General features: G+C 64.6%; 13 protein-coding genes and 1 tRNA gene. 7 read left to right on the top strand and 7 right to left on the bottom strand.

All coding sequences use genetic code 11. The features are described 5' to 3' along the window. Position 1 precedes the first annotated feature (1 nt). From cyoC to BSY18_RS21245, 6 genes are read left to right on the top strand one after another with little or no spacing between them, the layout of a single operon-like run. On the top strand, positions 2-631 hold the full coding sequence (gene cyoC / locus BSY18_RS07070; protein WP_069050116.1) for a cytochrome o ubiquinol oxidase subunit III: 630 nt from the start codon (positions 2-4) through the stop codon (positions 629-631). Next, entirely contained in the window at positions 628-1,038 is a 411-nt protein-coding gene (gene cyoD, locus BSY18_RS07065) for a cytochrome o ubiquinol oxidase subunit IV (protein ID WP_069050115.1), read from the top strand. Before cyoC ends, cyoD begins: the two co-directional genes overlap by 4 nt. Then, positions 1,035-1,742 carry an SURF1 family protein gene (locus BSY18_RS07060; RefSeq protein ID WP_236823468.1) on the top strand — a complete coding sequence of 236 codons (708 nt, stop codon included), beginning with the start codon at positions 1,035-1,037 and terminating at the stop codon, positions 1,740-1,742. The genes cyoD and BSY18_RS07060 overlap by 4 nt, the downstream gene beginning before the upstream one ends. Before the next feature lie 5 nt (positions 1,743-1,747). Next, positions 1,748-3,034: an ATP-binding protein gene (locus BSY18_RS07055; RefSeq protein WP_335617683.1), complete on the top strand. Its 1,287-nt coding sequence runs from the start codon at positions 1,748-1,750 to the stop codon at positions 3,032-3,034. After that, positions 3,031-3,570, top strand: a complete 540-nt coding sequence (locus BSY18_RS07050) for a response regulator transcription factor (protein ID WP_069050114.1) — start codon at positions 3,031-3,033, stop codon at positions 3,568-3,570. Before BSY18_RS07055 ends, BSY18_RS07050 begins: the two co-directional genes overlap by 4 nt. Positions 3,571-3,573: 3 nt before the next feature. Continuing rightward, positions 3,574-3,756, top strand: a complete 183-nt coding sequence (locus tag BSY18_RS21245) for a hypothetical protein (protein WP_171900188.1) — start codon at positions 3,574-3,576, stop codon at positions 3,754-3,756. Here the strand turns inward: BSY18_RS21245 and BSY18_RS07045 are convergent. From BSY18_RS07045 to BSY18_RS07015, 7 genes are all read right to left on the bottom strand, one after another. After that, positions 3,746-4,516 carry a TylF/MycF/NovP-related O-methyltransferase gene (locus tag BSY18_RS07045; protein WP_069050113.1) on the bottom strand — a complete coding sequence of 257 codons (771 nt, stop codon included), beginning with the start codon at positions 4,514-4,516 and terminating at the stop codon, positions 3,746-3,748. The two genes, BSY18_RS21245 and BSY18_RS07045, sit on opposite strands and share 11 nt — an antisense overlap. Before the next feature lie 219 nt (positions 4,517-4,735). Beyond that, positions 4,736-4,811: transfer RNA gene (locus BSY18_RS07040), tRNA-Lys, on the bottom strand. 142 nt (positions 4,812-4,953) lie between these two features. Next, complete coding sequence (rodA, locus tag BSY18_RS07035) at positions 4,954-6,075, bottom strand: rod shape-determining protein RodA (protein ID WP_054134836.1); 1,122 nt, start codon at positions 6,073-6,075, stop codon at positions 4,954-4,956. A gap of 4 nt (positions 6,076-6,079) precedes the next feature. Then, positions 6,080-7,999: a penicillin-binding protein 2 gene (mrdA, locus tag BSY18_RS07030; RefSeq protein ID WP_069050112.1), complete on the bottom strand. Its 1,920-nt coding sequence runs from the start codon at positions 7,997-7,999 to the stop codon at positions 6,080-6,082. Positions 8,000-8,012: 13 nt separating this feature from the next. Then, a complete protein-coding gene (gene mreD / locus BSY18_RS07025; protein WP_054134824.1) occupies positions 8,013-8,528 on the bottom strand; it encodes a rod shape-determining protein MreD in 516 nt (171 codons plus the stop codon). Further along, entirely contained in the window at positions 8,525-9,553 is a 1,029-nt protein-coding gene (gene mreC / locus BSY18_RS07020) for a rod shape-determining protein MreC (RefSeq protein WP_069050111.1), read from the bottom strand. The genes mreD and mreC overlap by 4 nt, the downstream gene beginning before the upstream one ends. Positions 9,554-9,565: 12 nt before the next feature. Next, positions 9,566-10,609: a rod shape-determining protein gene (locus BSY18_RS07015; protein WP_017670842.1), complete on the bottom strand. Its 1,044-nt coding sequence runs from the start codon at positions 10,607-10,609 to the stop codon at positions 9,566-9,568. Between the two features lie 163 nt (positions 10,610-10,772). Here BSY18_RS07015 and mutL point away from each other — a divergent pair, with 163 nt between their 5' ends. Continuing rightward, the gene (gene mutL / locus BSY18_RS07010; RefSeq protein ID WP_069050110.1) at positions 10,773-12,572 is read left to right on the top strand and encodes a DNA mismatch repair endonuclease MutL; all 1,800 of its coding nucleotides are present in this window, start codon (positions 10,773-10,775) and stop codon (positions 12,570-12,572) included. Positions 12,573-12,616: the final 44 nt, after the last annotated feature.

Raw genomic sequence — 12,616 nt, 5'->3', positions numbered from 1 at the left:
GATGGCCAGCACCACGATAGCCGCCGGGAGCGAAGCCCCGGTCTATTACGAGATCGACGAGCATCCGCATCCCGAAGGGCACAGCACGATGCTGGGCTTCTGGATCTATCTGATGAGCGACTGCCTCATCTTCGCGATCCTGTTTGCCTGTTACGCCGTGCTGGGAGGCAACCTTGCTGCCGGGCCGGGGCCGAAGGACCTGTTCGACCTCAACCTGATCGCACTCAACACCGCGATGCTCCTGTTCTCGTCGATCACCTATGGCTTTGCGATGATCGCGATGCAGGGCAGCAATGTCCGCCACACCCAGATGTGGCTGGCGGTCACCGGCCTGTTCGGCGCGGGGTTCCTCGCGATCGAGATTTACGAGTTCGCGCATCTGATCCACATCGGTGCAACACCGCAGCGCAGCGCGTTCCTCTCTGCGTTCTTCACTTTGGTTGGGACGCACGGGCTGCACGTGACTTTTGGGCTGATCTGGCTGGTAACGCTGATCGTCCAGCTTGGCCGCCATGGCCTCAACCCCGCCAACCAGCGCCGCGTTGCCTGCCTCAGCCTGTTCTGGCACTTTCTCGACGTGATCTGGATCGGCGTGTTCACCTTTGTCTATCTGATGGGAATGCTGCGATGAGTGCCAACACCACTGCCGAGGACCCTGCATTGCACGCCGATACGTCTGACCATGCCGATGATCATCACCACGGCATCGAGATTCCGCACGCGAGCTATCGCGATTACGCCACCGGTTTCGGCCTGTCGGTCATCCTGACCGCGATACCCTTCGCGCTGGTGATGACCGGCGCACTGTCGCCTGCTGTGACGGCGGTGATGATCATGGGTTTTGCGGTGGTGCAGATCATCGTCCACATGGTCTACTTCCTCCACATGAGCCCCAAGGCAGAGGGTGGCTGGACGATCACTTCGCTGGTGTTCACGATCATCGTGGTCGGGATCATGCTGTCCGGATCGCTCTGGGTGATGAGCCATCTCAACACCAACATGATGCCGATGACGCACGAGGCGAGCCAGCTGCCGTGACCGGGCGCCGGCCAGCCACGCGGGTCGTGCTGGCGATCATGATGCTGGTCATGGCGCTGGCGGGCATCGGGCTTGGCGTCTGGCAGGTGCAACGGCGCGCCTGGAAGCACGCGCTGATCGAGGCGGTCGAGACGCGCAGCACGGGCCGCCCGGTGGAAGCACCGGGGCCTGAACAATGGCCCGATCTCAGCGCCGAGCGCGATGCCTATCGCGGCGTGACGCTGACCGGCACCTTTCTGCATGACCGCGAGACGCTGGTGCAGGCAGTAACAGATCTGGGCGGCGGCTATTGGGTGCTGACCCCGCTTGAGGGGAAAACCTTCACGGTGCTGGTCAACCGGGGCTTCGTGCCCTCGTCCAGGCGAACCGGCGCCAGCAGGCAGGCGGGCAATACCGATGGCCCGGTTCGCGTCACCGGGCTGCTCCGAATCACCGAGCCGGATGGCGGGTTTCTGCGCAGCAACGATGCTGCTGAAGGCAAATGGTATTCGCGCGACGTCGCCGCGATCAGCGCTGCAAAGGGCATTTCCAGGCCTGCCCCCTATTTCATCGATGCCGATACCACCGCCAACCCCGGCGGCTATCCGGTGGGCGGCCTGACGGTGGTGCACTTTTCCGACAACCACCTGGTTTACGCTTTGACCTGGTTTGCGCTGGCGATCGGCTGCGTCTGGGGCGCAATCATGATATGGCGGCGGCAATGATCCCCATGTCCGCCCCAGAAGTCACCGATGCCGTTCGCCGCAACATGGCGCTGCTGATCCAGCTGCGCTGGCTGGCGGTCGGCGGGCAGCTGTTCACCATCCTTTTCGTCGATGGACCGATGGGAATCCCTCTTCCGCTGGCACCTTTGCTCGCGGCGATCCTGCTGCTGGTGCTGATCAACCTCGGCACGCTCTACATGCTGCGCAGCCATGAGGCGGGGCTGGAATATGCGCTGTTCGCCGCACTGATGTTCGATATCGCGGCACTCACCTGGCAGCTGCATTTCACCGGGGGCTTGGCCAACCCGTTCGCCGCGCTGTTCCTGCTGCAGGTGGTGATCGGAGCGATGCTGCTGCGCCCGGCGGCGTCGTGGCTGATGGTGGTCGCGACCCTGTGCGCGCTGGCGATCCTCGCTGCCGATTCGGTGCCGCTGGCGCTGCCGCCCGATCTGCAGGATGACGAGTTCGGGCTGTACCTGCAGGGAAGTTTCGTCTGCTTCGGGTTGATCGCGGTGCTGCTGGTCGCCTTCGTGACCCGGATTGCGCGCAACCTGCGCGAGCGCGACGCTGCGCTTGCTGCTATCCGCCAGCGTGCGGCGGAGGAGGACCATATCGTGCGGATGGGGCTGCTCGCTTCGGGTGCGGCACACGAGCTGGGCACGCCGCTCGCGACGCTTTCGGTGCTGGTCAACGACTTCCGCGCGATGCCCGAACTCAGGGCGGTGAAGGACCTCGACGCCGACCTTACCGACATGGAAATCGCCGTGCGCCGCTGCAAGACCATCGTCAGCGGTATCCTGATGTCCGCCGGGGAGGCGCGCGGCGAGGCGCCCGAGCGCACCACCATGCGTACCTTTCTCAAGGACGTCGTCGGTGAATGGCGCGTCGCGCGCGGGCTTGCCGAGCTCGACTATCAGGATCGTTTCGGCGCAGACATCGCCATCGTTTCGGACCCCGCGCTGCGCCAGGTGATCGGGAACGTGATCGACAACGCCATCGACGTCTCGCCCGAATGGGTGGGCATCGAGGCGGCTCGCAAGGGTGATGCGCTGGCGCTGAGCATAATGGACCGCGGCCCCGGCTTTCCGGACGAGATTCTCGAAAGCCTCGGCCAGCCCTATCGATCGACCAAGGGGCGACCGGGCGGCGGCCTCGGGCTGTTCCTGCTGGTCAATGTGATGCGCAAGATGGGCGGGGAGGTCCATGCGAGCAACCGGGAAGGGGGCGGAGCCGTTGTCACCATGCTGCTGCCCTTGCCCGCCATCGCCTATCCCGCAGGAGACCGCTCATGAGCGCCGACCGCCATCTGCTGATCGTCGAGGATGACGAGACCTTCGCCCGCACCCTGCGCCGTTCGTTCGAGCGTCGCGGCTATCTGGTCGAGTCCGCATCGAGCTTCGATGGCCTGCAGGACCTGCTGGCAGGCGGCTTGGTTCCCACCCATGCCGTGCTTGACCTCAAGCTTTCGGGCAGCGTCTCCGGGCTGGCGTGCGTGCAGGCGGTTCGCGCAGCAGCGCCCAGCGCCAGGATCGTGGTGCTGACCGGCTTTGCCAGCATTGCCACAGCGGTCGAGGCGATCAAGCTTGGCGCCGATCACTATCTTGCCAAGCCGTCCAACACCGACGATATCGAGGCAGCCTTTGCGCGCACCGAGGGCGATGCCGGCGCGTCGGTCGAGGCGCGTCAGTCGTCGATCAAGACCGTCGAATGGGAGCATATCCACCAGACACTGGTCGATACCGATTTCAACGTTTCGGAGACCGCGCGCAGGCTGGGGATGCACCGCCGGACCCTGGCCCGCAAGCTCGAGAAGCGGCAGCTGAAATAGCGCATGCAGCAAATGGCGTCGCTCCGATGGATTGCGTCGCATCCCGTTGCCACCGATGCGGACGAGCAGGGCCACTGGTTCATCCGCGGCGGCATCGACCGGATCGACCACACGGGCAGTGTGAACCTGTCGTCGAGGTCTGAGATTTCGCGCGCTTCGGCGGCAGATCCGGGCGCTATCTCTTGATCATCAAGCCCTGTCCGGTGGGTAGCGTTGCGATGTTCTGGTGCCGCTCGGCCGCAAATCGGTTCCAGACATCCCGCTGCGCTTCGTGACCCTTCCAGTCATAGTCGTCGATGAGGATGGCTGCGCCAGTCACGATGCGGTCCCACAACGCCTCGATTACCGCGCGTTCGGATGGTGCCATGTTCAGGTCGACCGAGAGATAGGCGATCGCTCCCAGTTCGGCCTGTTCCAGACTTTCGGGCAACACGCCGCGGACCAGAATGGCATTGGGAAAAGGGGAAAAGTTCTGCTGCGCTACATCGTGGACATCGCGATACAATGTGGCATTCAAGTGTTCCGCGCGCTCGTGTTCGCTCGGCGACAGCCTGTCCAGCGGAATGCCGTCGAAGGTGTCGAACAGGAAAAAACGTCGCGGCTGATCGGCGAAATCCATCGCATGACAAATGACCAGCGACAGCAAGCCGGTATGCACCCCGCACTCGACGAAATCGCCCTCGAGCGAAGCGCCGTTCCTTGCCGCCCACAAGGCGACATGCGCTCGCCAGCGGATATCCGGAACACCGTCGGGCCAACCCGCCTCGTTCGCCTTTGCCGATACGTCCCAGGCTGCGGCGAATTTGGTTTCGCTCAGGAAATGGGCATTGCGGCCAAGAGCCGAGATCCAGTCCGGCGCCGACACGATCTGCTCGTCAAGCGCGGCCAGCCGGTCCGCATATTCGCGGTTCTGCCTGCGCGATTCCTCAAGCTCGGCTTCAAGCATCCGCACCCCTGCAATCGGAAACACTTTAGCAAGGGCACGCTTCAATATCCGGGCTGAACGCATCACGGCATTGTGGCCAAAGCAACCGCCCGGCGCAACGCTTATGCTGAAGGGTGACGGGGCGGGTACAGCACACGCCACTTTGCGCCGCTGCAGTATGGCCATGAGGCACGGGTGGCACGCTTTGCCAACCCGATGCCGCGTAAGTATCTGGAAAAATGGTGGACGCACTTGGGCTCGAACCAAGGACCCGCTGATTAAGAGTCAGCTGCTCTACCAACTGAGCTATGCGTCCATCCCGTGGCGGGCGGTGTCGAATCGACCGCCGCGCCGGAAGAGCGCTGCCTATAAAAGATTGCGCGGGGATGAAAAGGGCTTTTGTGGCCTGAGCCGCAATTTTGTTGTCCGGTCGGTCCCGGGTGTTCGCAATGTCCTGGTCAGCCGACGACGCGTCCGCCGCTGCCGCTGCCCTGGCGGGTGCTGCGTTCGATGCCCATGAGCAGGCCGATGCAGATCATGATCGTCATCATCGACGATCCGCCATAGCTCAGAAAGGGCAGGGGAATACCGACCACGGGGGCAAGCCCCATCACCATGAGCAGATTGATCGCGATGTAGAAGAAGATCGTCATCGTCAGCCCGCCGCCCGCCAGCTTTCCGAAGCGGCTGGGGGCATTGAGAGAGACGGATGTCGCCCAGCGCAGCAGCAGCGCGAACAGCCCGATCACCACCAGCCCGCCGATCAGCCCCCATTCCTCGGCCATTGTGGCAAACACGAAATCGGTGTGGCCCTCGGGCAGGTAATCGAGATGGCTCTGCGAGCCTTGCAGATATCCCTTGCCGCCGATGCCACCCGAGCCGATCGCGATCTTCGACTGGCTGATGTGATAGCCGGTGCCCAGCGGGTCGCTTTCCGGATCGAGGAAGGTCAGCACGCGGTTCTGCTGATATTCCTTGAGCAGGAAGAAGAAGGCGAAGGGGACGAAGGCAGCGCCTGCAACGCCGGCTCCGATGAACAGCCTGAGCGGGACGCCGGCGAGGAACATCACCGTCACACCGCCGATCATGACCGCGATCGACGTGCCCAGGTCCGGCTGGGTCATCACCAGAAACCAGGGAACCCCGATGAGCAGCAGCGGCGGCCAGATTGCGCCCCAGCTGCGCGCCTGACCGATGGGGAGCAATTCGTAGAACCGGGCGATCGCCAGCACCACCAGCGGCTTCATGAACTCCGATGGCTGCAGGCGGATAAAGCCCAGATCGATCCAGCGCTGGCTGCCGCCCTTCACCGCGCCGACCAACTCCACCATCAGCAGCAGCACCGCAAAGACGATATAGCCGGGATAGGTCCACAGCTTGATGAAGTTCTCGCTGAACATCCGGATGACCAGCGCCATCGTCAGGAACACGACAAAGCGCAACGCGTGCGTGCCCGCCCAGGGGCTCACACTGCCACCCGCGGCGGAATACAGCACGATCACGCCGAAGCTTGCGATGGCGATGGTGATGCAGATGATCTGCCATGGCATTTCGGCCACCTGGCGGGGGACAAAGCTCAGCATTTCAGTCGGCAGAGTCTTCGGCAGCGGTCTCGGGCGCACGGCCTTCGCTGCGCGCGCGGAAGCCTGCAAATTCAGATGCCATCCGCTCGGCGATGTTGCCACCCCAGCCCGCCTCGAGCGCGAGCAGGCTGTCCATCGCCTTTTGCGGATCGAACATATAGGTCATGAAATCCTTCGCCACCGGTGCTGCGGCGCGTGATCCACCCAGCCCGTGCTCGATCACCACGGCAGCGGCATAAAGCGGTTGCTCGACCGGAGCAAAGCACACGAACAGACCATGGTCGCGATACTTCCAGGGCACGCCGGCACCACCGCGGCTGCCCGAGCCAAAGCCCCGCACCTGCGCGGTGCCGGTCTTGCCTGCCATCGCGATGCCGTCGAGCGGTAGCTTGCTGCGCGCGGCGGTGCCCTGGCTGACCACCTGCGCCATGCCGAGCTGCGCGATGGCGAGATGCTCGGGCGGATAGGGCAGGGTGGGGGCGACCTTGTTGTTGGGGATAAAGTGCGGATAGAGCTTGCGGCCAGACGCGATCCGCGCGGTCATCACCGCCAGTTGCAGCGGATTGACGATAACATAGCCCTGGCCGATCACCGCGTTGAGCGAATCCGATGCGGTCCAGGCCTGCTTGTACTTGCGCAGCTTCCATTCGCTGTCGGGAATGGTGCCATAACGCTGGTTGGCACCGGCCAGATCGAAATCCTCGCCCAGCCCCAGTTCGCGCGCCACCACGGCGATCTTGTCATAGCCAAGCTTGTGCGCCTGGGCATAGAAATAGGTGTTGCAGCTCTTCTCGATGGCGCGGGTCATGTTGACCGGCCCGTGGCGGCCGAGGCACTGGTAGAAACGGTTGCCCAGCCGGTAGCCGCCGGGGCAGTTGATCGTCTCGTCCGGATCGACGCCGTTCTGCAGTGCCGCGATCGCGGCCATCGGCTTGAGCGTCGATCCCGGCGGATAGAGGCCGCGGGTCGCCTTGTTGAGCAGCGGCACACGCTCGTCCTGCGACAGCATTGCATATTCCAGCCGCCCGATCCCGTCGGAGAAACTGTTGGGATCGAAGCACGGCATCGACGAGAAGGCGAGTATGCCCCCGGTCTGGCAGTCGATCACCACCGCCGCGCCCGATTCCCGCCCCATGCGGCGCGCGACATAGTCCTGCAGCCCGCCATCGATGGTCAGCTGGAGCGGCTTGCCGGGCACATCTTCCTGCACGCCCAGTTCGCGCACGATCTTGCCGCGCGCGGTGACCTCGACCTTGCGGGCGCCGGGCTTGCCCTGGAGCTGCGGTTCGAAGAACTGTTCAAGCCCGTCCTTGCCGATCTTGAACCCCGGCGTGATCAGCAGCGGGTTCTTGTTTTTCTCATACTCCTCGGCATTGACGATGCCGACATAGCCCAGCAGGTGGCCGACCGCCGCCCCAGTGGGGTATTGCCGCGAAAAGCCGCGCTGCGGCGCAACGCCGGGCAGATCGGGCAGCCGGACCGAAAGCGCTGCGAAATCCTCATAGGTCAGCCCCGATGCCACCGGAACCGGCTGCAGGCCGCGGGCATCCTTCATCGCTGCACGCAGATCCTCGACCTTGTCGGGCGGCATGTTGAGGATATCGCGCAGCTGGCCGATCGTGGCCTCGACATCGCGCACCCGCTGCGGGATCAGGTCGACGCGGAAATCGGCCTTGTTGTTGGCGAGCGGCTTGCCGTGGCGGTCGATAATCCAGCCGCGCCGGGGCGGAATCAGCGTCAGGTTGACTCGGTTGCTCTCCGACAGCATCTTGTAGCGCTCGTTCTCGACCACCGAGATATAGCCCATCCGCGCGGCGAGGATCGCGCCGACCAGCCCCTGGGCACCACCGATCAGCGCCGTGCGGCGGTTGAACGTCATGTTCAGCGAATTTCGGGTGATCAACTTGCCCGGCCGCTTCATGGCTGCGCAGCCTTCACCGCTTCAGGCGGACATGGTCGAGCCGCGCCACCAGACGCAGCACCAACGGAAACGTGAAGATAGCCAGGATCATCTGGGGAAACAGCACCGAAAGGCGGACATCGCTGACGAGAAGATTGTTGATGGCAAGGCCTCCTGCCAGCACGAGTATAATCGAGACCGCGGCGATGAACCAGTCCTGCCAGTAATTGCGCCAGATATAGCGCTGGTCAATCAGGTCGATCCCGATAAGGATGATCGACCACAAAAGCACCGCACTGCCCACCGGCTGCCCGCCGATGATGTCGTCGAACACGCCAAAGGGCATCCCTGCCCAGACCGGCCACAGCCCCGGACGCAGGATCTGCCACGATATCAGCACCATCAGGCCGAACGGCGGCAGGACGGGCGCAGAAGCGACGAGCGGCAGCAGCGGGGTCATCGATCCGATCAGCACCGAGGCGATCGGCACGGCGGCCTTGCGCAACGGAGATGCCTCGCGGTTCAGCCGGGCGCGATACGGAGCCTTCATGGCTGCGGCGTGCCGGTCGCCGCGGCCGTAGGTGCCTGTTCGGGCGACGCTTGCGGATTGGCGTGGGCAGGGGTCGAGGCCGGCCGGCCCTGCTGCTGGCCTTGCTGCGGACGTCGGGCGGGCGCGGTGCTCGCGGGCGCGGCCGATACAGGTGGCAGGCTGCCGGTTTCAGGATTGACCAGCTCGGGCTCGTACATCTCCTGCACGATGACGAAATCGGTTCCCGCCGGATTGGCGAGCAGCTTGCCAATGGCGCCATCGCTGGTCAGCTTCTCGATGATCGCGACCGGGACATTGGGCGGATAGATGCCGCCATTGCCTGATGTCACCATGACATCGCCGACCTTGAACGGATTGATGCCGATGTCGATGAGCTTGATATCCACCCGGCCGTCGCCGCGGCCTTGCGAAAAGGCGACGACACCGTCACGCGCGCGGCGCACGGGCACCACGTTCTCCGGATCGCTGAGCAGCAGCACCCGCGAGGTGTTGGGTCCGGTTTCGAGCACCCGTCCGATCAGGCCGCGCTGTCCGCGCACCGGCTGGCTGCGCTGCACGCCCTGGCGCGAGCCGACGTCGAGCGTGGCGAACCGGCGGCTGCTTGATGCGCTGGAGTTGATCAGGCGCGCGGTGGCGACCGGGCGGCCTTCCTGCTTGATCAGTCCCAGCAGACGGCGCAGCTCCCGGTTTTCCTGTTTGAGCGCGCGCGCCTCGATCAGGCGGACGCGGTTGCGCTCGACCTCGCGCTGTAACCTGGCGTTTTTCGAACCCGCTTCGAAATAGGCCGCAACCTCGCGCCAGCCGGTCTGCGTGCTCACGCGCACCCCAGTGAGCAGCCGCGCGGGCGGCGCGGTCACTTCCGCGGCCATGCTGCGCACGGCTGAAAACGCTGCGGGATCGAAATAGGACAAAGCGAGCAGCAGCAACCCGGCAAACGCACCGGTGAAAGCCAGCAGATAGCCGGTGAAGATTTGCAGCTGCGCCTTGCGGGAGAACCCGGGGCGCCGTTTGCGGGGCGGCGCCATGCTGTGATGTCCTTAGGCGGTCATCAGCACGCCCCGGAAGATCGGATCTTCCATGGCGCGCCCGGTGCCGATGGCAACGCAGGTCAGCGGATCCTCCGCCACCGAAACCGGCAGGCCGGTCTCTTCGCGAAGATGTGCGTCCAGTCCCTGGATCAGCGCGCCGCCGCCGGTGAGCACGATGCCCTGGTCGACGATATCGGCGGCGAGTTCGGGCGCGGTGTTTTCCAGCGCGATGCGGACGCCTTCGACGATGGTGCTGATCGGTTCGGACAGCGCTTCGGCGATCTGGCCCTGGTTGATCGAGATTTCCTTGGGGATGCCGTTGACGAGATCGCGGCCCTTGATCTGGATGGTGTGGCCGATGCCGTCAGCAGGCGCGACGGCGACACCGAAGTCCTTCTTGATCCGCTCGGCGGTGGTTTCACCGATCAGCAGATTGTGGTGACGACGGACATAGGAGACGATCGCTTCGTCCATCTTGTCGCCGCCGGTGCGGACCGAGGTGGTGTAGGCGAGACCGCGCAGGCTGAGCACGGCAACTTCGGTGGTGCCGCCGCCGATATCGACGACCATCGAACCGATCGGTTCGGTCACCGGCATGTCGGCACCGATCGCAGCGGCCATCGGTTCGACGATCAGCATCACCTGGCTGGCACCGGCATTCGATGCCGCATCGCGGATCGCGCGGCGCTCGACCGAGGTGGACCCCGAGGGGACGCAGATCACGATTTCGGGATAAGAGAACATGCTCCGCTTGCCGTGCACCTTCTGGATGAAATACTTGATCATGTGCTCGGCGACTTCGATGTCGGCGATGACGCCATCGCGCAGCGGGCGGATCGCCTCGATCGAATCCGGGGTCTTGCCCATCATCATCTTGGCATCCACGCCCACGGCCTTGACCCGCTTGATGCCGTTGATCGTCTCCAGGGCGACCACCGAGGGCTCATTCAGGACGATGCCCTGATCCTGCACATAGACAAGCGTGTTCGCGGTGCCCAGATCGATCGCCATGTTGTGCGAACCGAACCGGAAAAGTTTGGAGATGAACGACATGCAGACTTTCCAAATTCTAAAGAGGTGAAAGCGGCGATCGAGCCAGAAGAGTGCGCAATTTTCCCAGGGCGGAGGCTAACCCGAGAGCCCGGCCAGACCAAGCGTGGATATGCGGGAAACTCGGGAGTCGCGTCCAAGCCGCGCTTGGGCTAGGACCGGGACCATGTCAATACGAAGGCTTCCAAACGCGCTGATAAACCGGATCGCAGCAGGCGAAGTGGTGGAAAGACCAGCCAGTGCGTTGAAGGAGCTGGTTGAAAACGCGATCGACGCAGGCGCGGACCGGATTGCGATCGCGCTGGAAGACGGCGGGCTCGGTTCTATCGAGGTCATCGAAAATGGCTGCGGAATGTCGCCTGACGATATTGCCCTGGCGCTCGAGCGACATGCCACCTCAAAACTGCCCGACGATGCGATAGAACTGGTGGCAACGCTGGGTTTCCGCGGTGAGGCGCTGCCCAGCATCGCCAGCGTCGCGCGGCTGTCGATCGCCAGCCGGACCGCGGATGGCGATGGCTGGCGGCGGGTTGTCGATCATGGCGATGTGGTCGAGGACGGCCCCGCCTCCTTGCCTCCCGGTACCCGGATCCGCATGGACAGCCTGTTTGCGCGCGTCCCTGCACGTCGCAAGTTTTTACGTTCGGCGCGCAGCGAATATGCCGCATGCAGCGATGTGGTGAAGCGGTTGGCGATGGCGCGCCCCGACATTGCGTTCAGCCTCGAATCGGACGGGCGACGCGTGTTTTCGGTGCAAGCGGGCGAAGCGAGGCTGACGCGGATCGCGGCGCTCACTGCGCGCGGCCTGGCCGATAACGCGGTGCTGCTCGATTTCGAGCGCGAAGGGCTGAAACTCACCGGTGTGGCCGGGCTTCCGACCTACAACCGGGGTGTTGCCGATCACCAGTTCCTGTTCGTCAATGCCCGGCCTGTGCGCGACCGGTTGCTGGTGGGCGCGGTTCGCGCGGCCTATGCCGAGATGCTGGCGCGCGACCGGCACCCGGTGGTGGCGCTGTTCCTCGACGTTGCCCCGCAGGATGTCGACGTCAACGTGCACCCCGCCAAGACCGAGGTGCGCTTTCGCGATTCCGCGATGGTGCGCGGGATGATCGTTTCAGGATTAAGGCGCGCGCTCGATCAGGGCGGGTTCCGTGCGGTGCAGCGTCCGGCACAAGGCGCGCTGGCGCGCTGGCAGAGCGAGCCTGCCGCACCCGCGCCGCTGCCGGAACGCGACATGTTCAGCCCCGCGCCCATCGCGACAGCCCCCTCGCAGGAGCCTGCCTGGCTCGCCGCCGCCGGGGTTGCCGAACGCAGCCAGCCCTATATCGCCGCAGCGCCGATGGGTCGCGCCGAGCCGTCCTATTCACCGGTGCCGATGGCCGAGCGCTATCCTTTGGGCATCGCGCGCGGGCAGATCGCCAAGACCTATATCGTCGCCGAGGCCGAGGACGGGTTGGTGATCGTCGATCAGCACGCGGCGCACGAACGGCTGGTGCTCGAGCGGATGCGCAAGGCGGCCGATGGCGGGCGCGTTGCGGCGCAGGCGCTGCTGATCCCCGAGGTGGTCGAACTCGACGAGACCGCCTGCGACCGGATCGAGGAGCGCGCTGCCGAGCTTGCCGATTTCGGGCTTGAGGTCGAGCGTTTCGGCCCGGCGGCAGTGCTGGTGCGCGCCACCCCCGCGATGCTGGGCGGCGGGGACGTGCACGCGCTGGTGCAGGACATCGCCGACGAGCTGGGCGCGTTCGATGCCGCCTTGTCGCTCAAGGAACGGCTCGATCTGGTCGCCTCGACCATGGCGTGCCACGGGTCGGTCCGCGCAGGCCGCGTGCTCTCGGTCGCCGAGATGAACGCGCTGCTGCGCGAGATGGAGATCACGCCGCATTCCGGCCAGTGCAACCACGGGCGGCCGACCTGGGTGAAGCTGGCGCATGGCGACATCGAGAGGCTGTTCGGGCGTAAGTGATGGCATCACTCTCTCCCCTCCCGCAAGCGGTAGGGGAAAACCAT

The sequence above is a fragment of the Blastomonas sp. RAC04 genome (assembly GCF_001713435.1).
In the GTDB taxonomy this organism is placed as follows: domain Bacteria; phylum Pseudomonadota; class Alphaproteobacteria; order Sphingomonadales; family Sphingomonadaceae; genus Blastomonas; species Blastomonas fulva.
This window is presented reverse-complemented; position numbering and strand designations above follow the sequence as displayed.